Raw genomic sequence first — 25244 nt, forward strand, 5'->3', positions numbered from 1 at the left:
GGGCATACCGGTAACCAATATCAATCAAAATAATCAAAGGGGAGTTCTGATCATGACCGGCAAGATCGTCAGGATCGGTGGGGCTTCCGGCTTCTGGGGCGACAGCATGGTCGGTGCGCCTCAGTTGGTGGCGTCCGGGATGATCGATTATCTGGTGTTCGATTATCTGGCGGAGACCACCATGGCCATCCTGGCCGCCATGCGTGCGAAGAAGCCGGACATGGGCTATGCCACCGACTTCGTCGATACCGCGATGCGCCTGGTGTTACCGGACGTGATGAAGCGCGGGATCAAGGTCATCGCCAATGCCGGGGGCATCAACCCGCAAGGCTGCGCAGATGCTCTGGCCGCGCTCGCCGCATCAATGGGCCTGTCGCCCCGGATCGCCGTTGTAGAGGGCGATGACGTAAGCGGCCTCATGGCCACGCTGCGCGAAGAGGGCGTGCGCGACATGTTCACCGGCGAGGCCTTGCCACCGCGTGTGTTGAGCGCCAATGCTTATCTAGGGGCCTTCCCGGTGGCGCATGCGCTGGCGGCGGGTGCCGACATCGTTATCACCGGTCGCGGCGTGGACAGTGCCGTGACGGTGGGGGCATTGATCCATGAATTCGGATGGACCCCGGCGGATTATGATCGGCTGGCCGGTGGCAGCTTGGCGGGACACATCATCGAATGCGGCTGTCAGGCTACCGGTGGTCTGTTCACCGATTGGCAGCGCGTTCCCGACTGGTCCCGGATCGGCTATCCGATCATCGCGTGCGCTGAGGATGGCAGCTTCGAGCTGACCAAGGCCGAGGAGACAGGCGGGTTGATCGACCGGGCCTGCGTGATCGAACAGATGCTCTATGAGATCGGCGATCCCGGCGCCTATCTGCTGCCCGATGTTAGCTGCGACTTCCGCCATGTCGCTGTTGAACAGGTAGCGCCCGACCGCGTGCGCGTCAGCGGTGCGCGGGGCCGCATGCCGACCAGCACCTATAAGGTTTCCGCCACCCAGCTTGACGGTTATCGCTGTGCCGGAATGACGGCGATCGTGGGCATCGACGCACAGGCCAAGGCGCAACGTACCGCCGACGCGATTGTCGAGCGCACACGGGAAATTTTCCGGCAGAGCGGTCTACCCGACTACACCAATGTCCAGATCGAGTTCTTCGGCTGCGAATGGCTGTATGGGGCCAATTCGCGCGCGCGCGATGCCCGCGAAGTGATGGTGCGCATCGTCGTCGATCATGCCGACAAGAAGGCGCTTGAGATTTTTGCCCGCGAGATTGCGGCGGCGGGCACCTCCTGGTCGCCCGGCACGACGATGCCAGCCGGCGGACGGCCGTCACCGTCCCCGCTCATCAAACCGCTATCCTTCCTGCTGGACAAGGGCCGTGTGCCGGTGGGCGTCCGTCTGGATGGCGTCACGACCCTGATCAACATCCCGGCTGCTGCCGCCCCGGTCTTCGCGGCCGAGGATGTGCCCGGCGGCCCTGACGCCTGGATTGATCCCCCCGGCGAGTCACAGGTGGATATCCCGCTGGTCCGTCTGGCCTGGGCGCGCAGTGGCGACAAGGGCAATATCGCCAATATCGGTGTCATCGCGCGCCGGCCGGAATGGCTCCCGCTGCTTTGGTCCCGGCTGACACCCGACGCGGTGGGGGCCTGTTTCGCCCATATGGTGAAGGGGCCTGTCGAGCGCTTTTATCTGCCGGGCACGGCGTCGCTGAACCTGGTGATGCATGATGCGCTGGGCGGCGGCGGGCCCGCGTCGGCGCGGTTCGACCCGCTGGGCAAGGGCAATGCGCAAATCCTTCTCGATATGCCTATCCGCGTTCCGTCGTCATTGGCGGCCGAAATTAGCCAGTAATCGCAAGCCATCGCGACCGGCATGACCTACCGTCGGTAAATCAGAAGAAATCACACAATCGTCCACAGGCTGGACGAAAAGTGTCAAGTTTTGGGGAGGAATAAATGATCCGACATAAGAAGAACGCCGTTCTGCTGACCTGTTCGGCCCTGGCGCTCACCATGACATCGCAGGTCAGTGCCCAGGAGGCGCGGCCGGCCTCGGCTGCCGTAGAGCCGGTGGTGCTTGAGGAAATTGTGGTCACCGCACAGAAGCGCTCCGAGCGCCTGAGCGACGTCGGTATGGCCATTACCGCCGTGACGGGCGATCAGTTGCACCTCCAGAATATCCGTGACGTGAACGGGCTGGTGAAGATCGACCCCAGCTTCGTCGTGACCGAGAGCAATTACGGGGCACCGGTCTATTCGATCCGCGGGATCAATTATAATGACTATTCGCTGTCGGCCAGCCCGACCGTCAGCGTCTACCAGGACGAGGTGCCATACTCCTATCCGGCGCTGACCAAGAGCGCCACGCTCGACATGCAGCGGGTCGAGGTCCTGAAAGGTCCGCAAGGAACATTGTACGGGCAGAACGCGACCGGCGGCGCCATCAATTATATCGCGGCGAAACCCACTACCAGTTTGAAGGCGGGCGTCAATGCCACCTATCAGTCCTATAACGAGGTCAATCTTGCCGGCTTCGTCAGCGGTCCCCTGACCGACACGGTCGGTGCCCGCGTCGCCTTTGAAGCCAATCGGGGCGGGGCTTACCAGCACAGCTACAAGCGCGACGATACGCTGGGCGACAAGGAACTCTACAAGGCCCGCGCCATTTTCCAATTCGAGCCGTCTGACGACCTCCAGGCAACCCTCACGCTTAACGGGTTTCGCGACAAGTCGGAGAACCGCACCGGTCAGGTCTTCGCGTTCATTCCGACCCGCCCGCAGAATATCGCCAACGTACCGGGCCTGGGCGCGGTGACGCTCGCCCCGCACAGTAATCGGGCCACCGATTGGTTTACGGGGGTTCGGCCGCGACTGGACCAGAAGTTCGGCCAGGTTTCCGGACGCGTCGAATATGGTTTGAGCGACACCGTCCGGCTGACATATCTGGGTTCGTATGAAAACTACAAGCAGCGCGATATTGCGGAACCGATTGGCGCGAATGTCGAACAGATCATCTACAATAATGGCGATGTCGAATCCGTGTTCCAGGAAGCCCGTCTGGGCGGGGAATTGGCCGATGACCGGCTGAAATGGCTTGTCGGCGCCAATTATGCGCGCGATCTGGTTCACGAGGACCAGATTCAGAATTCAAAGGGGACAACGGCCGTCTATGCCTTCTATGCAGCGACCGGCAAGATCCAGACGGCCTTTGCCAATACCGGGCGCAACCTGTCTGTCAGCAAGGCGGGCTATGCCAATGTCGATTTCGATCTGTCGGATACGGTGAGTGTTCATGCCGGTGGCCGCTATACCTGGACCGACATCGACCATGGCGGCTGTACACGCGATGTCAACGGCGAGGCATATGCCGTCACCAATTTTCTTCAGCAATCCCTTCAGAGCCGGGCGGGTATCAACAACTTCGTGCCGGCCGTGCCAGGTGGCTGCCTGACGCTGGGTCCGGGCCTGACCCCGATCTATCTTGAGCAGGAACTTGACCAGGGGAATTTTTCCTGGCGGGCGGGGCTGGATTTCAAGCCGCAAGCGGGCACCTTGCTCTATGCCACGATCAGCAAAGGGTATAAGGCCGGCAGCTTCCCCAATATCACCGCCAACACATTCAGCCAGCTTCGGCCGGTTGAACAGGAATCCCTGCTTGCGTATGAAGCGGGCGTCAAATCGCGGGTGTTCGGCAATCTGGCTGAGATCGATGGAAGCGTATTCTATTACGACTACAAAAATAAGCAGCTTGCCGGGCGTGCGGTCGATCCGTTCGGATTGTTCGGCGTCTTCAATCTGCTGGTCAATGTTCCCAAATCCCGCGTCTATGGCGCGGAGATGGGGTTGAAGGTGCGCCCGGCAACGGGACTGGTGGTCAAGGCGCAAGGCACCTACCTGAACTCACGGGTGCAGGGCGACACGCCCGGTTATGATGGTTTCGGTGTCGCAACCAATCTGGAGGGTTCATCCTTCCCGGACGCACCAAAATATTCGCTGTTGATCGATGCCCAGCAGGATTTCGCGATTACGGGTGATCTGTCCGGCTTTGTCGGCGCCAACTACCGCTATCGTTCGGGTGCCCTGTCCGCGATGGCAACCTATACCGGGTTCACGTCGGGTGCGTACAGTTCGCCTTCGACCAGAGTGCCGGCCTATGGTCTGCTGGGCTTCCGTGTCGGCGTTGAATCGGGTGACGGCCGGTGGACTGCCCAGGTGTTCGGTGAGAATGTGACCAACAAATATTACATCACCAAAGCGCAGAAATTCAGCGACTTCGTCACCCGGTTCACCGGTGCTCCCGCCACCTACGGTGTGTCTGTCGGATACCGTTTTTGATAGGGACGAACGCCAATGCGATGGAAGTGGTGCTCGTGCATGTCCGTCGTCGACACAATGCAACGGCGCCGCTTTCATCGCTGGGAGGTGGCTATCGATGAACACAGTCCTCTCAACCGGAAACTATTCCGGTGACACAAACACCCAACACCACACAAGTTGGTACAAGGTCCAAACCGACGGTTAGGCCGGGGCCAGGACATGATCTCGGATCAGACGGGCGATATGAACAATTCGTTCCATCGAAATGCCGTGCCGCACCCCTGGCAGGATGGAAAGCCACGCGCCAGGGATCGCCCGAGCCAGAGACCGGCTGACCTCCAGCGAGATGATCGGGTCGAATTCACCCTGCAGTACCAGGGTCGGCGCGCGGATATACGACAGCCGGTCCCGCAGGTCATGTCCCCTCAACGCCGCCATGCGCCGGTTTCCCGCCTCCGGTGACCGTTCGCAGAAACTGTCGGCCACCGCCTGCATCAGCGCCCGATCATGGTCGATGGCGTCGGGCGTGAAGAAATGTTCCATCACGAAGCGCCGGACCGCATCCGGGCCCCGATCCGCGACCGACGCCATGTCCGGTGCCTTGAACTGGTCGAAACAGGGAGCGGCAGCGCCAAGCGTCAGGGTCTTCACCCGTTTCGGATGCCGGATGGCCAGCGTCATTGCGACGGCGCCGCCATACGACGTGCCGAAAACATGGGCAGCACCATCACAGAGCTGTGCGATCAGGTCGGCCGCGTCGTCGGCATGGTCGACCATTGCATAGGGGGCGTCGAACGGGCTGTCCGGCCCATCCCGCTGATCAGGGGCGATGGCGCGGATGCCGTCGCCCAGATGCGGCCGGAAGCAGTCGAACTGCCGGCGATCGGCATTGAAACCGTGCAGCAGCACCAGGGGTTCACCCGCGCCGCTTTCATCATAGCGCAGCGACACACCATTCACTTCGACCTGCGCCATCGCACCGGCCCCCTTCAATCGTTCCCACGATGCGTGACCCTATCGCGGCGGGCTGCGGCGCGTCCAAAAGCTTCGGGCAATGCATGCCATGAGCGTCCGGCATTGCCGGCAGCGTCCGATCCCCAGGTGCCTATAGAGGCGGCTGCGCCGTCGGCCAGCTACCCTGGGCCAACTGCGCTTTCACGCTCTCGATCAGCATGGCCTCCACCTGTTGGACGGCCCGCAAACCCCGGCGCTGCCAGTTGGTCGCAATCACCCAGGCAACCCCCAGATTCTCGACGGGAACAAAGGAGAGGCCGGTGGGGGACTGTGCCACCACACAGCAGGGGGCGACACCGAACCCGACCCCCCTCAGGACCAGATCGACCAGGGAGGTGGAACTGTTGACCTCGCTCCTGAATTTCAACCGGTCGGCAAGGTGCGGCGCCTGACGCTCCAGGAACAGCCGCAAACTGTCGGGATAGCCGGTCAGGATCAAGGGAAGGGTTAGCAACTCCTCCACTGCGACCACGGGACCGAAGGCGGACCGGTCCTCTACCCGGCAGATCAGGCAGATCTTCTCGCGCACCAGCGGCGTCAGATGCATGCCCGCATCGATGCTGTGGGGCAGGACAGCCAGGTCCAGGGTACCTTCAAGCACCTGCTCCTTCAGGCGCGCACCTGAATTCTCCACCAGATCCAACTGGCAACCGGCATGCGCCCGCAGGAAATCCGCAGCGACGGGCATGACCAACTGGGCAAGGATGGAACGCGGCGCGCCCAGCTTCACCATGCCGCTCAGCTCCGTCTCCTCGGCGGTGACACCGTCCATGAGGTCGCGCACGCTGGCCAGCACGCGTTCCGCATGCTCATAGACCCGCCTTCCGACATCGGTCAGCGTCACGCCCGCGCTGTGACGGATGAACAGGCTGCGCTGCACCTCGTCCTCCAGCTTGGCAATGGAACGGCTCAGCGCGGGCTGCGCCACCCGGAGTTGCTGCGCACCGGCCGCGAAGCTGCCCGCATCGGCGATTACCTTGAAATAGCGAAGCTGGCGTAGCTCCAACGCATCTTCTCCCGATCATCGCTTTCCAGCATCCCAGGCCGCGGGGCGGCCGGCGATCATGGCCATGATGCTCGCGGGTAGCCGCATCACGCAACAGGTCTTGGGCAATTCCTTCGCTATTACAATGCTGAATGACGTCGATGAGGAAGAGGTCTTGGCGCTGCCGAAACCTCTTGAGGATACTCGCCCCTATTCATGCAAACAAATCCAGACAGGGGTTTAGACTAGATGAAGCGGTTCACGGCCCGGCCTGAGCTCAGTGGAACTTTCGGCGCGGTCGCTTCGACCCACTGGATCGCATCGGCGGTCGGAATGCGCATCCTGGAAGCGGGCGGCAATGCCTTCGATGCCGCAGCGGCAGCCGGCTTCACCCTGCAGGTGGTGGAACCGCACCTGAACGGCCCCGGCGGCGACGCCCCCATCATCGTGGCCCGCGCGGATGACGAAGCACCCACGGTGATCTGCGGGCAGGGCGTGGCGCCTGCCGCCGCAACGATCGAGCATTTCCAATCCCTGGGCCTCGACCTCATCCCGGCGACCGGTCTGCTGGCGGCCTGCGTCCCTGGTGCCTTCGGGGCCTGGCTGACGATGCTGCGCGACTGGGGCACGGTTCCGCTCCGCCAGGTTCTGGAACCGGCCATCCATTATGCACGGCACGGGCACCCGCTTCTGTCCAATACCGCCAGCACCATCGCGTCCGTGCGGGACCTGTTCGTCGATGAATGGCGCAGTTCCGCCGCCATCTTCCTGCGCAACGACGCGACGCCACAGGCCGGCAGTCTGTTCGCCAATCCGGCGCTGGCCGATTTCTATCAGCGCCTGCTGCGGCAGGCGGAAAGCGCCTCCTCCTCGCGCGAGGGGCAGATCGATGCCGCGCTGCGCTACTGGTACGAAGGCGGGGTGGCAGAAATCATGGATGATTTTTGCCGCACCACGGAGGCCATGGATGTCAGCGGCCGCCGCCATGGCGGGTTGCTGCGCGCCACGGATATGGCTGGCTGGCGCCCCCCGATCGAACAGGCATGCGGCGTCGATCAGGGCGATTACACCGTCTACAAATGCGGGGCCTGGAGCCAGGGGCCGTCGCTTCTACAGGCGCTGCGCATCCTGGACGGGTTCGATATCGGGCAATATGCGCCAACCAGCCCGGACTTCGTCCATCTTGTCACCGAAACCCTGAAGCTGGTCATGGCGGACCGCGATGCATTTTATGGCGACGATCCGGATGTGCCGCTGGAGACCCTGCTGAGCCGCGGCTATGCCGATGAACGCCGGGCTTTGATCTCCGATCAGGCCAGCACGGCATTGCGACCAGGGGCGATCGCCGGCCGCCAGTTCCCTTTCCCTCCCGTGGTGTTGCCTGGCGGCCGCCGACCGTCGGCCGCCGCCGGCGGCGGGGAACCGACCATGGCCCGCACCGCCGACATGGACAGGACCCCGGCCGAGGACGGCCCCAGACTGACGGGCGATACCTGCCATCTGGATGTGGTCGATCGCTGGGGCAACATGGTTTCGGCCACACCGTCGGGCGGCTGGCTCCAGTCCAGCCCCGTGGTTCCGGCGCTGGGATTTCCGCTGGGCACCCGCATGCAGATGTTCTGGCTGCAACCGGGTCTGGCCAGCAGCCTGCGCCCGGGCCGGCGCCCGCGTACCACGCTCACCCCCTCAATGGCCTTCCGGCAGGGGCGGCCCTATCTCTCCTTCGGAACGCCCGGTGGCGATCAGCAGGACCAATGGTCGCTGCTGCTCTGGCTCTATCATCGTCAATGCGGCTTACCCCTGCAGGCGGCGATCGAGACCCCGGCCTTCCACACCGACCATATGCTGGCCAGCTTCTGGCCGCGCGAGGCGGCATTGGGAACGCTGACCGTTGAAGGACGCTATCCGCAGCAGACGATTCAGGAACTGCGGCGCCGGGGACATGCGGTCACGGTCGGCGGCGACTGGTCGGAAGGCCGGCTTTCCGCTTGCGCCTTTGATCGCGACGGCGGCGATCCGATCATCCGCGCCGCCGCCAACCCGCGCGGCATGCAGGGCTATGCCGTCGCCCGCTGACAGGGGACGCAGACATCAGGCGCAAAAGCTGGGCCGCCGCTTCTCCCGGAACGCGGCGATGCCCTCGGCGGCGTCCGGCTCTCCGGCGCACGCAGTCAGCGCCTGCACCTCGCGGTCCAGATGGGTCTCCAGATCGGCCAGGGGTGCGTCCAGCAGCAAGGCCCGCGTCCGCTGGAGGGCCGGCAAGGAGGCGTGGGCAAGACGCCCGGCCGCCGCCATGGCAGTGGCCATCAACTGGTCGTCCGGGACCATCCGCGTCACCAGGCCGATCCGTTCGGCCTCCACCGCATCGATCCTCTCGCCCAGCAGCAGCAGGCGTTGCGCCTGACGCAGACCGATCAGCCGGGGCAGCCACCAACTGGCCCCCACGTCCGGCGACAGCCCGATGGCGCCATAGGCGCCCACGAAGGTCGCCGACGCAGCAGCGATGGCTACGTCTCCCATGACGGCCAGGCCCAGACCCGCCCCGGCGGCGGCACCGTTGATCGCCGTCACCAGCGGCTTGCGCATCCGGGCCAGCCGCACCTGTGCGGCATGGACCGGCCCGGTCAGCCGTTGCATCAGCCCGGGCGCTTCCGCCCCGGCCTGGGCAAAGGCGTCAATATCGCCGCCTGCGCAGAACAGGGCTCCGGCACCGGTCAGTACCACGGCGCGAATGGCAGCATCGGCCTCGCACGCCGTCACGGCGGCCAGCAGCGCATCCGCCAGCTCGATGTTGATTGCGTTGCCCTTGTCGGGCCGGGCCAGCGTGATCATTGCGATCGCGTCCGTCCGTTTCAAGTCGAGGCACATGGGTGGGCTCCGGATATACCAACAGTCGAAATATTCGACCGTTGGTTCGGGGGCGACCGCCGCCGCGCGCCACGTGGCGCGTAGCCAAGCCCACGGATGTGGGCGCCGGCGATTGAGGGGGGAAAAATTTTTACAGTTCGGCTTTAAGGCCCAGATTCCCTGCCTGTGCGGCGGCGAGCACGGCGGTGCAGGCGGCCAGATCCTGGGCGGCGATGCCCAGCGACTTGTAAATGGTGATGTCGCCGCCGTCGGCCCGGCCTGGATGGCGGCCAAGATGGACCTCGCCGATCTCGGCAGCGATATGGTCCCAGCCGACCTGTCCAGCCTGCACCGCGCGGGCCAGTTCCCCCGCCTGCGCCAGTGCCGACGGGCGGTAATCCACGAAATAGCGGGCCCGGCGGACACCATCGACATCGATTTCGGCGGCGGACTGGACGCTGGCCCCCACCAGGCTGACATGCGCGCCGGCGCTGATCCACCGGCCCTGCAGGATGGGCTCCGCAGAGGCGGTGGCCGTGCAGATCAGGTCGGCCCCGTCGACTGCCGCCTCGACCGACCCGCAGACGGTGATGGGCGCGGCGATCGAGGGTTGCGCCCGGGCGGCGAAAGCCCGGGCCTTTTCCAGGTCACGGCCCCATAATCGGACGCTGCGCAACGGATGGACAAGCGCCAGAGCCTTCAGGTGGGTGAACGCCTGCTCACCGGTTCCCAGCAGGGCCAGATCGCCGGCATCCGGCCGGGCCAGCACGCGGCTGGCAGCAGCCGTCGCCGCCGGCGTGCGCAGTGCAGTGATCTCGGCCGCATCCAGCAGCGCCTCCAACTGCCCGGTGATACTGTTGAACAGCAGCACGACGCCGGTATGGGAGGACAGGCCCCGCGCTGCGTTGCCGGGCATCAGGCACAGCAGTTTGGCGCCCAGCGCCGCCGGGTTTTCCATGAAACCGGGCATCAGTGCGAAGGCGCCGGTCTCCCCCGGCAATGGCATGACCGTGCGCAGGGGAAGCCTTGCCTCCCCCTTGGAGACAGACATCATCGTGTCGCGCATCAGGTCGATGCAGGTGGCCAGCGGCAGTGCCGTCCGGATGGCCTCCCGCCCCAGGATGCGGAAAGGGACCGGCGGTGTCCTCATGGCACATTCCCTTGCAGGATACTGACCAGATGGCCGGTGTCGAGATGCCCGCCGGACAGGATGCAGACCACGGGGCCGGGAAAATCCCGGTCCAGGGCGGCGGCCACCGTCGCGGCACCCGCTCCTTCCGCCACCAGGTGATGGCGTTCCACCAGCAGCCGGATGGCGCTTGCCACCTGGGAAAGCGACACCACGGCCGTGTCCGCCACCAGCGTCCTGGCCAGCGGCCACATGGAAGGCAGGACGGCGGGGCCACCCATGCCTGTGATGAAGGTCCTTGGATTGAAATCGATGGTGACGGGACCACCCGCCGCCCGTGCCGCCGTCAGCGGCGCCCCGGCCTCCGTCTCACACGCGATGACCCTGGCGTCCGACCCCGCCGCCCGCAGGGCCGCAGCGATGCCGACCGACAGGCCGCCGCCGCCATAGGGTGCCAGGATGGTGGCGGCACGGGGCAGATCCTCCAGGATCTCCAACCCGATGGTGCCGTTGCCGGCCAGCACGTCGGGATCGGTCACGGGATGGATGAAGGAAGGATCGTCGCTGGGCTGGGCCAGCATGGCCCACCAATCGTCATAGGGTACTGCAATGACGCGGGCACCCAGCCGCGTCAGCGCCTCCACCTTGCTTGACGCCGCTGTTTCGGGAACATAGCTGGTGACGGGGCAGCCCAGCGCCCGGCCGGCATAGGCCAGCCCTTGCGCGAAATTGCCGGCACTGGCGGTAAAGACCCCCGACCGTGCCATCTCGCGCCGCCGCAGCAGGGCGTTGGCGCCGCAGCGGATCTTGAAGGATCCGATGGCCTGCAAATTCTCGCATTTGATATAGATGTCGGCCCGGTCCGCGACGTGCAAGCGCAGAAGCGGCGTATGCAAGGCCAACTCCCGGATGCGTTCGCGGGCCGCTGCGAAGATCTCCGGGCGGAGATCAATGGGTGCATCCATGTCTCACGCCGATCCGCTGGTGATGGGAGCCGGCTGCGGCACGCTGGCCACGTCCAGCAGACTGTGTACCTTGCGGGAATTGCGGCTGACCAGGCCCAGCCGCGACAGGATCGGCGACAGGCGGATCATGCTGTTGCGCAGCCATAGCTTCGTGGGATTGTCCGGCACCATGATCGAACTGCCATCCGCCGCCGTCGCCTGGTTGGCCTCGATGAAGGGGCGCGCCAGACGCTCATATTCCTTGAAGGCCTCCTCGTGGCTGGCGTGGCTGGCCAGGGCGTTGGCCAACACATAGGCCCCGACCAGCGCGATGCTGGTGCCTTGCCCGGAAAAGAAGGACGGCGCGAAGGCGGCATCCCCGACCAAGGCCACCCGACCCCGCGACCAACTGGGCATGCGGATCTGCATCATCGCATCGAAATAGAGGTCGTCGCTGCGGTCCAGGCCCTTCAGCAGGCTCGGCACCATCCAGCCTTCACCCGCGAACCCGTCATGCAGCGTCTGGCGCTGCCAGCCGGCGTCGCCCAGCGCCTCACGCGACGGCTCCGGCATCTTCATCACCATGATGCCATGGATACAGGCTTGGTCGCCGATCGCGTACAGGCCGGCCATCTTCTGGTGCGCGTTGAAAATGCAGCCTTCACGTACCATGCCGAACTCGTTCGGCATGGTGAAGACGCCGAAACAATAGCCGAGATAACGGCTGAACCGCTCCTCCGGTCCGAAAACCATGGCGCGGGTACGCGAATGCAGGCCATCGGCGCCGATCACCAGATCGAAGCTGCGTTTTTGCCCGCTCTGGAAGGTGACGGTGACCTCGTCGGGACCGTCCTCCAGCGCCGTGACATGGTCTGAGAATATATATTCGAACTTGTCGCGGGTGAGGTCGTGCAGGATCGAGGTCAGGCTGCCGCGCGGCAGTTCCACATCCTTGTGCGCCTCGGCCCCCATCAGCGAGTCCGGATCAATGGAGCCGACCTTACGGCCATCCTGCCGGATGAAGGTGAACTTGCGGGTGTGGACATGCGCGGCCTTCAGCGCCGGCAGGATGCCCATGCGCTCAATTACATCGATCGCCGTGCCACGGACATCGATGGCATAGCCGCCCAGACGGATGGTCGGGGCCCGCTCCACCAGCGTGACGTCGAACCCATGCCGATGCAGCCAATAGCCCAGCGTCGGACCCGCGATGCTGGCCCCGGAAATGAGAACACGTCGTCTGATCCCGTTCAAAGCACCGTTCCTCGTTCTGATGGGATGGTTCGATAGGCGGGCGCCGCCCCCCTTGAGCCGACGCTATCCGCCCGCCGCCACCGCCGTCCAATCCTACCTGCTCATGCGGACCATTCCCGCGCGGCATCGCCCCCCTATGTCCGGGATGAATAGGGACGATGAGGAGATGGTCTTTGCCGTGGCAGCGGGTGATGGACAGGATCGTGCTGAACTTGGCACCATGCGTCATCCTGGAAGGAAAATATCCGTGGGAACACGTTTCACGCTTTTCGCGCTGTTCGTCGTGTCGGTACTGGCCTTCCTCGACAGGCAGTTGCTGAACATCCTCGTGGCCCCCATGCGCGCCGACCTGCGGATCAGCGACGCCCAGTTCAGCCTGTTGCAAGGTGCCGCCTTCGCCCTGACCTACTGCCTGGCCGCGTTTCCCATCGCCTGGCTGTCCGACAGGGTCAGCCGGAAGACGGTGATCATGGTCAGCGTCGCCGTCTGGAGCATCGCCACGCTGTTGTTCGGCCTGGCCAGTGGCCTGGGGCTGCTGTTGGCTGCGCGCATGGCCGTGGCGCTGGGTGAGGCCGGCCTGTCGCCGGCCGCCATCTCCATCCTGCGCCAGAGCTATCCCGTGGACCGGCAGGCCTTTGCCATGGGAGCCCTGACGCTCAGCGTCTATGTCGGCGGCGGGGCGTCGCTGGCCATCGGTGGCCCCGTGCTGGATTGGCTGACGACCCAAGCGTCGGATCCGGCGCCCGGCCTGTCCTGGTTGTCGGCACTGGCGCCGTGGCGTTGGCTTTTCGTCGCCTGTGCGGTCCTGGGTATCCTGGGCGTGGTCCTGATGGCATTCATGCACGAACCGGAGCGCCAGCCGGTGCCGAAGGAAAGCACCTCGCTGGCCGCGTTCCTGACCGTGATCAAGGATGACCGTGCCGCGATCATGGCCTATCTCTTGGCCTTTACCGCCATCGCGGCACTGGTCACCGCCGCCACATCCTGGACACCCACCCTGTTCATCCGCGACCACGAATGGAGCGCCAGGCAGACCGGCGCCGCCTATGGCGCGGTCTATCTGGTGTGCGGGGCGATCGGCGCGCTGGGCGGCGGCAAGCTGATCAGCGATCTGGCCGCGCGCGGGCATCGCGATGCGCTGATCCGGACGGTCAGGGCATCGATCCTGCTGCTGGGCGTGGCGACCATGGCCTCCTGTCTGGTTCCCCATCCCCTGGCGGCCCTGGCGGCAGCGGGAGCGGGGATGCTGGCGGTCGGCGCGGTGATCGCGGCGGGACCCTACGGGTTCCAGGCGCTGTTCCCGCGACAGTTCAGCGCCCGTGCGGTCGCCCTTTATTTCCTGGTGCCGGGCACCATCGGCACGGTGCTGGGCCCATCCTCCGTGCCGTTGCTGGCGCGGCTGCTGGGAGCGCCGGAGAAGATCGGGATGCCGTTGGCCTTGTGCGCGGTGGTGACGATGGTTTGGGCTTGGGCCTGTCTGACGATCTTCCTGCGTCTCCAGGCGCGCAGGCCAGCCCGGCCGGCAACAGTCACTCCCTGACGGGGCATGTCCCCCCCTTTGAGTATCGCGTCCACACGCCACGCGCCGAGCCATCGGCGCGTGGCGTTTTCATTCCGGCTAATGCCGCTCCGGCATGGGAGGGACGGAGCGGACCTGCAACTTCCGCGCAAAACAAGGCAGATGATTCCGATACCCTCCAATCCCCTATACCTCACGTGAATGGATTGGATGAACACACGGTGTTGGCATGCCGACGCGCTTTACCTCCTATTTGGCAGCACATGATCGGCCAGGAAGCAGTCAAGCATCCGGCGACGTCTCTCAGGGGGACACGGGAATGAAGGTTTCAAGTTTCAAGTCGGCACCATCGTGGCGGCCTCTGTTCATATCGGCATCGGTGCTGGCAATCCTCGCCTCCTCCAACGCCGGGGCGCAGCAGGCTGCCGGCGAAAGCGATATGCTGGAGGAGATCGTGGTGACTGCGCGCCAGCGATCGGAAAACCTGCAGGACACGCCATTCTCCATGGTGGCCGTGACCGGCGACAAGTTGCAGGCGCAAAACGTGGTCAGCACCATGGACCTGGACAACAAGGTGCCGGGCCTGGTGCTGCGCGCCGACAATACCCGCCCGCAACCCTTCATCGGTATCCGCGGCGTGGGCGACATCTCGCGCAATCCCGGCATCGACAACCGGACGGGCATGTATCTGGACGGCGCACCGCTGGGCCGGTCCTCCTCCATCAACTATCCGATCTTCGACATTGAAAGCGTCGAAGTGCTGCGCGGGCCCCAGGGCACGCTGTTCGGCAATAATTCCCTGACGGGCGTCATCGCCATCCAGTCGCAGAAGCCCAGTTTCCAGGACAGCAGCCGCACTACCGTCTCGACGGGTGAGCGAAACCTGTTCGCCGGCTCCGGCTATGTGAACAAAGCGGTGACGGATGATCTGGCCGTGCGCCTCACCGCGGCCGGCAGAAGCCAGGACGGCTACTACAAGAACGCCTATGACGGGTCGACGGCCGGCGGCGGCACCAACTATGCGGGCCGCGTGCAGGTTCGCTATGTGCCCACCCCCGACACCACGATCGATTTCTCGGCTGACGGTGTGCGCGCCAAGGACGAGATCCTGCTGGGCGTCGGCAAGTTCTCCACCGGGCCCATGGCGGGAATGGCGGATTATACGTTCAATGCCAACACAAAGCCGTTCCGCGACCGCACCATCTGGGGCCTGGGCCTGAATGTCGAGCAGACCCTGCCCGAGGATTTTGTGCTGACCTCGATCAGCTCCTACCGCCGGTCGCGCGACAGCTTCAATTATGATGGCGATGGCTCGCCGGCATCGCTGATCAATGTCGGCTTCCGTTATGCCGACTGGGCACTGAGCCAGGAACTGCGTATCGCCTCGCCCAAGAACCCTCTCTACGATTATGTGGTCGGGGCCTTCTATTATCATCAGAACCCGAGCGAGGTGCAGACGGTCCGGTTCGGGCCGGACTATCCCGTGGTTCCCGTGCGGGGCTCCATCATCGGCGGTACCGGCGTCGTCGCCACCGACCAGGCGGCCCTGTTCGCTCATGGCACGCTGCGCCCAACCGAATGGCTGGCGCTTGACGCCGGGCTTCGTTACCAGCGGACGACGAAGTCGGCCGACAAGGTGCAGGATAATACTGCGATCCTTCTGGGTTATCCGCCATTGAAGGCCCATTTCGGCCTGTCCGACCCCACCCTCAACCCGATGGCCAGCGTCACCGTCAAGCCGACATCCGACATCAGCATCTATGCGCTCTACAGCACGGGCGACCGGGCCGGCGGTTTCAACATGGACGTGGTCAAGACGCTGAGCGGTGTCACCTTCGATGCCGAATCCGTGGTCAATTACGAAGCCGGCGTGAAGACCGAGCTGTTCGGCCGCCGGCTGCGCCTGAACCTCGCCGCCTACCGGCAGAGGTTCAAGGATTTCCAGCAGGCCCAGAACATCATCGATCCCAACCCGGCGGCTGGCACGCTGCCTACCGTCATTAATGTCATCACCAACGCTGCCCGCGTGCGCAGCCAGGGCATCGAGGCTGATTTCGATGCGTCCCTGCTACCGGGCCTGCGGTTGTCCGGCGGCGTCGGGTTCAACCATGCCTATTTCCGATCCTTTCCCGATGGTGGTGGGCCGGGCGTGGACTATACCGGCAGCCCGCTGGTCGAGGCGCCGCGTTTCCAGGGGTCGCTGGCGCTGGACTACCGTCACCAGATGACGGAGGATTTCGACGGCCGCATCTCGTTGACGGCGACCAACCGCAGCAAGGTCTATTCCCAGCCGGGATCCACCGTCGCGCCGTTCAACGACGGGCGCTATCTTCAGGACGGCTATACCAGCGTCGGCATGCGGCTGGCACTGGAGCGCCGTGACGAAGGCCTGGAACTGGCGCTTTGGGTCCGCAACCTGACCGACGAGCGGCATGCCGACGGTGCATCGCCGGTGGCGGCGGGCTATCTGTTCAAGGGTCTTAACGAGCCGCGGACCATCGGCGTCGACCTCACGCTGCGCCTCTGACGCCGTTTGCGGACTGTCGCAGCCTTGGCGGCAGTCCGCGTATACACGAAGGAAGTGGGAAATGAAGGGTGTCCGACTGGACCACGCGACCATCAACACCGACGATGTGGCGGCCAGCGTGGCCTTCTACGGTCATTTCCTGGGGTTGAAGCCGGGATGGCGACCCGACTGGAGCGTCGGGGGGGCCTGGCTGTACGCCGCCGATGGCGACTATCCCATTCTGCATCTGCTGGAAACGCCCCGCAACCAGGGGATCAGCATGTTCAACCATGTGGCCTTCCGGGGAGAGGACCTGCCGGCCTATATCGCCAAGCTGCGTGAGGCGCGGTGCTGGTTCGAGGCGCGGCCGGTCGACCAGACGCCCTATACCCAGGTCCACCATTTCGACCCCAACGCCGTCCGCATCGAAGTCATCTTCGAGGAGCCGCTGGGCGCCGACCGGGTGACCTCCGACCCGGATATCGTGCCGGGCCGCGGGATATTGACCTGATACTCATTGGCCTTGATCGCCGGCGCCAACATGCCAACGGCTTGGCTTCACGCGGCACGGGCCGCGCAGCGGCGGTCGCGGCCGTACCAAGTTGCGAAGAGCTCTACTCATCGCAACTTGGTCTGATACCGATCTTCCTTGATCGTGACCGATCCAGGAAGATTGCGTGTTCCCTCAGACGCCGGGCGCCGCCATCCGGCGGCTTGGCTTACGGCACCACGCGGTGCCGGGCCGGCAGTCGCCGGCCTCCAATCTGCCAAGCGTCAAACCCTCGGCGGATTGGTATGACAAGGAGGTCCAGGACATGGCAACCGAGGATGACCGCGCGGAAATCGCCCGGATGGAGAAGGCGCGGGCGCACGCCATCGTCGCGGCCGACCATGCGATCCTGGCGCGGATCACCGATGACGATTACGTGCATGTCGAGGCGTCGGGCCGGACCCGCGACAAGGAAGCTTTCCTGGCCGGTGTCGCTCCCGATGGCGGACGGTTCGACCGATATGAGTTGATCGAAACAATGATCCGCCTGTTCGGTGATGCCGCCGTCGTGACCGGCACTTTTGAGAACAGTTTCATTAGCGGGACGGCCCCGGCGCTTGTGAAGCGGGGGCGCCATACCCGCGTCTATATCCGCCGTGGCGGCACCTGGCGCAACGTATCGCACCATGCCACCGCCATCACATCCCCTTTGCCGGAAACATAAATGACGCGCGGTCCGTCACGGGAACGGCCGCGCCGGCAAGACATTGTGGGCGTGGTGCCATCACAGAACACGCCACCACAAAACACCAGGGAGAACGACCTTGTCCGCAACGAGAGAAGTGCTTGTCGCAGGCGTGGGCATGGTGCCATTCGCCAAACCGGGAAAAAGCCCGCCCTATGACGAGATGGGTGCGGCCGCGATCGGGATGGCGCTGGCCGATGCCGGCATCGATTACGGCACGGTGGAACAGGTCTATGCAGGCTTTGTCTTCGCCGGCAGTTGCGCCGGGCAGCGCACGATCTACAAGGCCGGCATGTCCGGCATTCCGATCATCAATGTCAACAATAACTGCTCCACCGGCTCCTCCGCCTTGTTCCTGGCCCGGCAGGCCGTTGCCAGCGGCATGGTGGAATGCGCCCTGGCTGTCGGGTTCGAGGAGATGGACCCCGGCCCGATCCCTGACGCGTTCCCGCAGCGCATCAGCCCCTTCGCCGATTTCGATACGGCGTGCGACACGCTGGTCGATGTCGATCTGCCCCTGGCGCTGCGCTATTTCGGCGGCGCCGGTAAGGCGCATATGGAAAGATACGGCACGACCCTGCGGGATTTTGCCGAGGTCCGCGCCAAGGCCAGCCGCCATGCGGCCCGGAACCCGCTGTCGGTCTTCCGCAATGTGATGACCGCGCAGGATGTGCTGGACGCCCCGCTCATCTGGCCGGGGGTGATGACCAAGCCCATGGCCTGCCCGCCGACCTGCGGCGCCGCTGCTGCTCTGGTCGTCTCCCGCGACTTCGCCAGGAAGCACGGGCTTGATCCCAAGGTCCGCATCGCGGCCCAGGTGATGACCACCGACCGCCCGGTCACACTGCAATCGCGGGACATGATCCAACTGGTCGGCAAGGACATGACGGAGCGCGCCTCCGCCCAAGTCTATGAGCAGACGGGCGTTGGGCCAGAGGATATCCGCGTCGTCGAGCTGCATGATTGCTTCGCCCATAACGAGGTCGTCACCTATGAGGCTTTGGGCCTGTGTCCGGAGGGCGGCGCCGCCCGGTTCATCGCCGACGGCGACAACACCTATGGCGGGCGCGTTGTCACCAACCCGTCCGGCGGCCTGCTGTCCAAGGGGCATCCGCTGGGCGCCACCGGTCTGGCGCAATGTTATGAGCTGACGCATCAGTTGCGCGGCAGTGCCGACGGACGCCAGGTCGACGGGGTCCGTCATGCGCTGGCCCACAATCTGGGCCTGGGCGGCGCCTGCGTCGTCACCCTTTACGAACAATGCTGACGGGTGCGCGATGATCGAGAAATCATGGATCGGCCGTGAGCTGAAGCCATCCGTCCTGGAAATCGAACGGGGACGGCTGCGGTCCTTTGCCAGGGCCATCGGGGAAACCGATCCGGTCTATCAGGATGTCGAGGCCGCGCGGGCCGCCGGCTATCCGGACCTCCCGGTTCCGCCCACCTTCCTGTTCGCCGCCGACCTGGACAGCGGCGCTCTGGACGCAATGCTGGCGGATATGGGCATTCCCATCGCCCGCATCCTGCATGGCGAGCAGGGCTTCACCTACCACCGGCCGGCCTGCGCCGGGGATGTGGTCACGGTGACGTCCAGCATCGCGGACATCTATGACAAGAAGAACGGTGCCCTGGACTTCATCGAGAAACGGTCCGAGGCCCGTAACCAGCATGGCGAGCTGGTCGCCGAAATGCGGACCGTCATCGTCGTTCGCAACTGATACCTGTTGGAGTCCGGTCATGAGCACAGAAATCCCTTCCGGCCTGGCGCCGGGGCGGGAATTGCCGCCGCTTGCCCTTGAACCCGTCAACCGCGCCCTGCTGGCGATGTTCGGCTGCGCGTCGGGCGACCTGAACCCTATCCATCTCGATATCGATTTCGCGCGTAAGGCCGGCATGCCGGACGTATTCGCGCAGGGCATGCTGGGCATGGCCTGGATGGCCAGGGCGATCACCGCCTGGGTCCCGCAGGACCGGCTGCGCAAATTCGACGCCCGGTTCCTGGGCATCACCCATCTGGGCCACCGGATCACGGTCACCGCAACGGTGAAGGATGTGGTGACTTTCAATGGCGAGACCTGCGCACGGATCGAACTGCGCAACACCAATCAACATGGGCAGACCCGGATCGCCGGCGAAGCGCTGGTCGCGGTCGGCTGACCATCACAAACATCCCTGGGAGGGAGCAGCACATGTCTTTGAAACTGGAGGGCAAGGTCGCCCTGGTGACCGGATCGGGCCGCGGCATCGGGCGGTCCATCGCGCTGAAGCTGGCCGGCGAAGGCGCTCGCCTGGTTGTCAACGATCTCGACCCCGAACCCGCGATGGAGACGGTGGAGGCGATCCGTGCAGCAGGCGGCGAGGCCATCGCCTGCGCCGGCAGCGTCAGCGCCCCCGACTTCGCCGAGCGTTTCATCGGGACGGCCGTCGAGGGCTTCAAGGGCCTGGACATCATCGTGAACAATGCGGGCTATACCTGGGACAGCGTGGTCCAGAAGATGACCGACGAGCAATGGTACGCCATTCTCGACGTTCACCTGACGGCACCGTTCCGCATCCTGCGCGCGGCACAACCCGTCATCCGGTCGCTGGCCAAGGCGGACGCCGACGCGGGCCGGCGCAATGTCCGCAAGATCGTCAACATCTCCTCCGTCGCCGGCCTGTTCGGCAATGCCGGCCAGACGAACTATGCCGTCGCCAAGGCCGGCATCACCGGCATGACCCGGACGCTGGCCAAGGAATGGGGGCGGATGGATACGACGGTCAATTGCGTCGCCTACGGCTTGATCCGGACCCGCCTCACCGAAGCCACGGCCGACGCACAGAGCACCGCGACGATCGACGGCCGCGACATCAGGATCGGCGTCAATCCGGACGTCATGGAGATGATGGCGCGGTCGATCCCCCTGGGACGCGCCGGCACTGCGGAGGAAGCGGCGGGTGCTGTCTATCTCTTCTGCATTCCGGAAAGCGACTACGTCTCCGGCCAGGTGCTGATGTGTACCGGCGGCCTGACGGGAATATGAGCCGCCATCGCCCGTGCATCACAGGATGAGGATCGGCATGTACATCACCCAACCCCTCCACCGTGCGCTGCAACAGCATCCGGACCGGACCGCGCTGATCTGCGGTTCCCGGCAGACCAGCTTTCGCCAGTTGGCCGACCGCGTCGCCCGGCTGGCGGGCGGGCTTCGTGGACTGGGTATGCAGGATGGCGATCGCGTCGCCATCCTGGCCCTCAATTCGGACCGGTATTTCGAATATCTGATCGGCGTGCCTTGGGGCGGAGGTGTCATCAACCCCTGCAACACACGGTGGAGCGTGGCGGAACTGGCCTATTCGCTCAGTGATTCCGGCTCCCGGATATTGCTGGTCGACGACATGTTCCAGGCACTCGCTCCCGAACTCAAGGCCCTGTGCGAAACCCTGGACGTGATCATTCATATCGGCGATGCCGCCACGCCCCCCGGCATGGTGCCGTACGAGGCGCTGGTCGCCGGCTCCGACCCGATGGCCGACACTTTGAGACGGGACGAGGATCTTCTCGGCCTGTTCTATACCGGCGGCACCACCGGGGCGCCGAAGGGTGTCATGCTCAGCCACGCCAACTTCATGTCCTCGGCCCTCGCCTTGGCTGCTGAGGGCATCATCACTCCGGGCGGCGTCTTCCTGCATGCCGCGCCCATGTTCCATCTGGCGGACCTGGGCTGTTCCAGCGTGGCCTGGATCCTGGGGAATGCACATAGTTTCATCCCCTGTTTCTCTCCGCCGGCGGTGGTGGAGGCCATAGAGCGTGACCTTGTCACCGATACGCTGCTGGTGCCCACCATGGTGCAGATGCTGGTCGATCACCCGGTCATGGCGGAAGGCCGGGACATCAGCAGCCTGCGCACCATCCTCTATGGCGGCTCCGCGATTTCCGAAGCCGTCCTGGACCGGGCGCTCGCAACGCTGAAGAATGTCTCCTTCTGCCAGGCCTATGGCATGACCGAGCTGGCACCCGTGGCCGCCATCCTGGCCGCCGCCTATCATCGGCCTGAAGGCCGCAGGGGGGATAAGCTGCGGTCCGGAGGAAGGGCCGCCTATTGCACGGAAATCCGTGTGGCCGATCTCACCGATAATCCTCTGCCGGCAGGTGTGAAAGGTGAAGTGCTGGTCCGTGGCCCCAATGTGATGAAGGGCTATTGGAACAAGCCCGAGCTGACGGCGGCCGCCCTGCGCGGCGGTTGGATGCATACCGGCGACGTGGGCTATATCGACGGGGATGGCTTCCTGTTCATCATCGATCGCTTGAAGGACATGATCATCAGCGGCGGCGAGAACATCTATTCCGCCGAGGTGGAGAATGCGCTGGCCCGGCATGCGGCTGTTCAAACCTGCGCCATCATCGGCATTCCCAGCGACAAATGGGGTGAAGCCGTCCACGGCTTCGTGATCCTGAAGCCCGGACAAACCGCCACTCAGGACGAGTTGATCGCCCATTGCCGGCAGATGATCGCCGGCTACAAGTGCCCGCGCAGCATCGAATTCGTCGACGCGCTGCCCCTGTCCGGCCCCGGCAAGATCCTCAAGACCGAACTGCGCAAGCGCTTCTGGAGCAGCCGCGACCAGCAGGTCTCCTGAGACCAGCGGCGCCCCCCCCCAGTCAAAAATCAAAACAATGGAGGGATTCCATGCCCCCGAGGCTCTATCAATTTCCCTGGATGGATGCGGATATCGAGGCGTTCCGGGAACAGGTCAGCCGCTATATAAGGGCCGAACTGGCCCCCAGGCTTCCCGAATGGCGCAAGCAGGGCTACATCCCGCGCACGGTATGGCGGGGCATGGGGGCGCTGGGCTTCCTCCTGCCCGAATTGCCGGCCGAATATGGCGGGGCCGGCACCAGCCCGGCCTATCAGTTGGTGTTGCAGGATGAACTGGCCAAGGCCGAGATGCCGGGCACCCTTACCGTGCATGCCATCGTGGCGCACTATATCCTCGACTATGGCACGGCGGCGCAGAAGGCCCATTGGCTGCCCAAGCTGGCCAGCGGAGAGCATCTGGGCGGGATCGCCCTGACCGAACCGGGCCACGGGTCGGACCTGAAAGCCCTGCGCACGGCTGCCCGGCGCGATGGTGACGATTATGTCGTCAACGGCTCCAAGATTTTCATCACCAATGGCTCCACCGCCAGCATGCTGGCCGTCGCCTGTCGGACCGATGGTGAGGGCGCGCGCGGCATCTCGCTGATCCTGATGGAGACGGAGAACCAACCGGGCTTCAAGGTCGGCTCGCGGCTGGAAAAGCTGGGCCAGCATGCCTCCGACACGGCCGAGCTGTATTTCGACAATGTGCGTGTGCCTGCGTCGAACATCCTGGGCGCGGTGGAGGGTCAGGGCTTCGCACAGATCATGAGCCAGTTGCCGTTCGAGCGCCTGCTGATCGCCGTGCCGGCCGCCGCCCAGATCGAACGCGCGCTCGACCATACGATTGCCTACACCAAGGAGCGCCGCATGTTCGGCGGCTGCCTGTTCGACATGCAGAACACCCGCTTCAAGCTGGCTGAGATGGCGACCACGGCCCACACCGTTCGCGGCTTCGTCAATGACTGCGTCCAGCGCCTGGTTGACGGCACGCTGGATAATGAAGCCGCCTATATGGCGAAATGGTGGTGCACGGAGCAGCAATGCCGCGTGACTGACGAATGTCTCCAGTTGTTCGGCGGCTACGGCTACATGGTCGAATATCCAATCGCCCGGCTGTTCGCCGATGCGCGCGTACAGAAAATCTATGGCGGTGCCAATGAGGTGATGAAGGACCTGATTGCGCGCAGCCTGTAGCAGTTTTCGGCTGACCGGAAAGCTGTCTGTATCCGTTCAATGAGAGAATTGATGTTCCACCGTCTGCGCCAATTGTTCGATCCTTATATCGCCCTCATGCTGCTGGTCGTGGCCATAGCCGCTATCCTGCCGGCACGGGGGCAGGGGGCTGCCATCGCGGGTATGGCGGCGGACGGTGGAATCGTTTTTCTGTTCTTCCTGTATGGCGCGCGCCTGTCCCCACAAGCGGCCTTGGGCGGGCTCCTGCAATGGCCGCTGCATCTTTGCGTCCTGACCAGCACCTTCATCCTGTTTCCCCTGCTGGGCAAAGCGCTTGAATATCTGTCGCCGGCCAGCATGCCGCCGGAGATCGTGACCGGCTTGATGTTCCTTTGTGTGCTGCCGTCGACGGTTCAATCGTCCATCGCCTTCACCTCGATCGCGCGCGGCAATGTGCCCGCCGCCATATGCGCGGCATCGGCATCGAACATGCTGGGCGTCTTCATCAGCCCGCTGCTTGCGGGCTGGCTGTTGAAGACACAAGGCCTGGAACTGTCGTTCGGCATCTTCCGTGACATCACATTGCAGCTTCTGGTGCCGTTCCTGGCTGGTCAGGTGCTGCGGCCCTGGATTGGAAGATGGGTCGAGACGAGGAAGAAGCTTCTGGGCTATGCGGACCGCGGCTCCATCCTGCTGATCATCTATGTCGCCTTTTCCAAGGGCGTCGTGTCGCATATGTGGAGCCAGTTCGAACTGCCCGACCTGCTTGTTCTCGTTGTCATGCTATCGGTCCTTCTGGCATCGGTGCTCATCGTCACCGGGTTCGTCGCGCGCCGGATCTTGCGGTTTTCCCTCCAGGACGAAATCGTCCTGCAATTTTGCGGCTCCAAGAAATCACTCGCCAGCGGTTTGCCGATGGCCAGCATTTTGTTTGCCGGGCCGCAGGTTGGTATTGTTGTTCTGCCGCTCATGCTGTTCCATCAATTACAACTGATTGTCTGCGCCATCCTGGCCCGGCACTATGCGAGCCGCCGCGAGGATATCGGGGCCAATCTGTGAACGCGTTCCGGAAGCGTACTGGAGCGTCCGCCTTACGATCAGGCGTCAGGCAGTTCCCCCCAAATACCGCCATCGGCATTCAACCGCGCGGTCGCTTCGATGAGGCCCAGGCCGTGCGGCCCAGTGCGGGGTCCTGTCGCTCAGCGGGAAGGCTTGGTGGGAAAGGTGGCATGCCGGTCCGGCATCTCTATATGGTCCTTTATTGCCCACGGCACGCCGTCATGGATCGCGGCAAAGGCCAATGCCATCCCCGACTGGGTCGATTTCCGATCTTTCTATTGGTGGCAAGGCCTTAGGCCGGGCGGGGAGTTGATCCGAGCTGCACGGCCCGTTGGGGTTGGGGCCGATCAAGGCACTGTCGCAGCCTGCATCTCGTGGTATCAGGGGGCCACCCCAAGCCCCTGTAACCCAGCCGCTCGGCGTGACGAGATATGAGGGTGGTGTCTGACATGGCGTCAGAATGGCCCGACAGAGCTTGCGATGCCTTGCTCTACTATGGAAGCGGCGGCTGGGCCTGTATATCGACCATCGGTCCCCGGAGAAGCAGGATGCCGAGAGCAAGCAACATATCAGGCTGGCATGGCGCCGCGGCGCATTCTGGTATTGCTATGTTAGGCAGAATTGGAAAGCCGGGCTGACC

20 protein-coding genes are annotated in these 25244 nt (G+C 64.3%); 14 read left to right on the plus strand and 6 right to left on the minus strand.

What is annotated here, in order from left to right; translation table 11 throughout:
• Positions 1 to 52: 52 nt before the first annotated feature.
• Positions 53 to 1852, plus strand: a complete 1800-nt coding sequence (locus KBA48_RS00505) for an acyclic terpene utilization AtuA family protein (protein WP_292902659.1) — start codon at positions 53 to 55, stop codon at positions 1850 to 1852.
• A 104-nt stretch (positions 1853 to 1956) separates the two neighbouring features.
• Positions 1957 to 4335 carry a TonB-dependent receptor gene (locus KBA48_RS00510; protein WP_292902661.1) on the plus strand — a complete coding sequence of 793 codons (2379 nt, stop codon included), beginning with the start codon at positions 1957 to 1959 and terminating at the stop codon, positions 4333 to 4335.
• A 183-nt stretch (positions 4336 to 4518) separates the two neighbouring features.
• On the opposite strand, the gene KBA48_RS00515 is transcribed toward KBA48_RS00510, so the two are convergent.
• On the minus strand, positions 4519 to 5292 hold the full coding sequence (locus KBA48_RS00515; protein ID WP_292902663.1) for an alpha/beta fold hydrolase: 774 nt from the start codon (positions 5290 to 5292) through the stop codon (positions 4519 to 4521).
• Positions 5293 to 5422: 130 nt separating this feature from the next.
• Complete coding sequence (locus tag KBA48_RS00520; RefSeq protein WP_292902665.1) at positions 5423 to 6337, minus strand: LysR family transcriptional regulator; 915 nt, start codon at positions 6335 to 6337, stop codon at positions 5423 to 5425.
• Between the two features lie 312 nt (positions 6338 to 6649).
• On the opposite strand from KBA48_RS00520, the gene KBA48_RS00525 reads away from it, so the two are divergent.
• Entirely contained in the window at positions 6650 to 8392 is a 1743-nt protein-coding gene (locus KBA48_RS00525; RefSeq protein WP_292902667.1) for a gamma-glutamyltransferase family protein, read from the plus strand.
• A gap of 15 nt (positions 8393 to 8407) precedes the next feature.
• Here the strand turns inward: KBA48_RS00525 and KBA48_RS00530 are convergent, their stop codons facing one another.
• The 4 genes from KBA48_RS00530 to KBA48_RS00545 all read right to left on the minus strand — a co-directional run bounded on the left by KBA48_RS00530 (position 8408) and on the right by KBA48_RS00545 (position 12490).
• Positions 8408 to 9184, minus strand: a complete 777-nt coding sequence (locus tag KBA48_RS00530; RefSeq protein WP_292902669.1) for an enoyl-CoA hydratase-related protein — start codon at positions 9182 to 9184, stop codon at positions 8408 to 8410.
• Between the two features lie 130 nt (positions 9185 to 9314).
• Positions 9315 to 10313, minus strand: a complete 999-nt coding sequence (locus KBA48_RS00535; protein ID WP_292902671.1) for an ornithine cyclodeaminase family protein — start codon at positions 10311 to 10313, stop codon at positions 9315 to 9317.
• Complete coding sequence (locus KBA48_RS00540) at positions 10310 to 11257, minus strand: threonine/serine dehydratase (RefSeq protein ID WP_292902673.1); 948 nt, start codon at positions 11255 to 11257, stop codon at positions 10310 to 10312. Before KBA48_RS00540 ends, KBA48_RS00535 begins: the two co-directional genes overlap by 4 nt.
• Positions 11258 to 11260: 3 nt before the next feature.
• Positions 11261 to 12490 carry an FAD-dependent monooxygenase gene (locus KBA48_RS00545; RefSeq protein ID WP_292902675.1) on the minus strand — a complete coding sequence of 410 codons (1230 nt, stop codon included), beginning with the start codon at positions 12488 to 12490 and terminating at the stop codon, positions 11261 to 11263.
• Between the two features lie 247 nt (positions 12491 to 12737).
• Between KBA48_RS00545 and KBA48_RS00550 the strand changes: the two genes are divergently transcribed.
• The 11 genes from KBA48_RS00550 to KBA48_RS00600 all read left to right on the plus strand — a co-directional run bounded on the left by KBA48_RS00550 (position 12738) and on the right by KBA48_RS00600 (position 24604).
• On the plus strand, positions 12738 to 14030 hold the full coding sequence (locus KBA48_RS00550; RefSeq protein ID WP_292902677.1) for an MFS transporter: 1293 nt from the start codon (positions 12738 to 12740) through the stop codon (positions 14028 to 14030).
• Between the two features lie 298 nt (positions 14031 to 14328).
• A complete protein-coding gene (locus KBA48_RS00555; RefSeq protein ID WP_292902679.1) occupies positions 14329 to 16536 on the plus strand; it encodes a TonB-dependent receptor in 2208 nt (735 codons plus the stop codon).
• 61 nt (positions 16537 to 16597) lie between these two features.
• Complete coding sequence (locus KBA48_RS00560) at positions 16598 to 17026, plus strand: VOC family protein (protein WP_292902681.1); 429 nt, start codon at positions 16598 to 16600, stop codon at positions 17024 to 17026.
• 304 nt (positions 17027 to 17330) lie between these two features.
• Positions 17331 to 17729, plus strand: a complete 399-nt coding sequence (locus KBA48_RS00565; protein WP_292902683.1) for a nuclear transport factor 2 family protein — start codon at positions 17331 to 17333, stop codon at positions 17727 to 17729.
• Between the two features lie 100 nt (positions 17730 to 17829).
• Positions 17830 to 19017, plus strand: coding sequence for a lipid-transfer protein (locus KBA48_RS00570; protein WP_292902685.1), 1188 nt, complete (start codon positions 17830 to 17832; stop codon positions 19015 to 19017).
• Positions 19018 to 19027: 10 nt separating this feature from the next.
• Entirely contained in the window at positions 19028 to 19468 is a 441-nt protein-coding gene (locus KBA48_RS00575; RefSeq protein ID WP_292902687.1) for a MaoC family dehydratase N-terminal domain-containing protein, read from the plus strand.
• A gap of 19 nt (positions 19469 to 19487) precedes the next feature.
• Positions 19488 to 19907, plus strand: a complete 420-nt coding sequence (locus KBA48_RS00580; protein WP_292902689.1) for a MaoC/PaaZ C-terminal domain-containing protein — start codon at positions 19488 to 19490, stop codon at positions 19905 to 19907.
• Positions 19908 to 19939: 32 nt separating this feature from the next.
• Positions 19940 to 20773, plus strand: coding sequence for an SDR family oxidoreductase (locus KBA48_RS00585; RefSeq protein WP_292902690.1), 834 nt, complete (start codon positions 19940 to 19942; stop codon positions 20771 to 20773).
• Between the two features lie 37 nt (positions 20774 to 20810).
• Positions 20811 to 22370, plus strand: a complete 1560-nt coding sequence (locus tag KBA48_RS00590; protein WP_292902692.1) for a long-chain-fatty-acid--CoA ligase — start codon at positions 20811 to 20813, stop codon at positions 22368 to 22370.
• 50 nt (positions 22371 to 22420) lie between these two features.
• Positions 22421 to 23566 (plus strand): acyl-CoA dehydrogenase family protein, encoded by a 1146-nt coding sequence (locus KBA48_RS00595; protein WP_292902694.1) that lies wholly within the window; start codon positions 22421 to 22423, stop codon positions 23564 to 23566.
• Positions 23567 to 23617: 51 nt separating this feature from the next.
• The gene (locus KBA48_RS00600) at positions 23618 to 24604 is read left to right on the plus strand and encodes a bile acid:sodium symporter family protein (RefSeq protein ID WP_367273797.1); all 987 of its coding nucleotides are present in this window, start codon (positions 23618 to 23620) and stop codon (positions 24602 to 24604) included.
• Positions 24605 to 25244 lie beyond the last annotated feature (640 nt).

The organism is Niveispirillum sp. (assembly GCF_017996735.1).
GTDB lineage: Bacteria > Pseudomonadota > Alphaproteobacteria > Azospirillales > Azospirillaceae > Niveispirillum.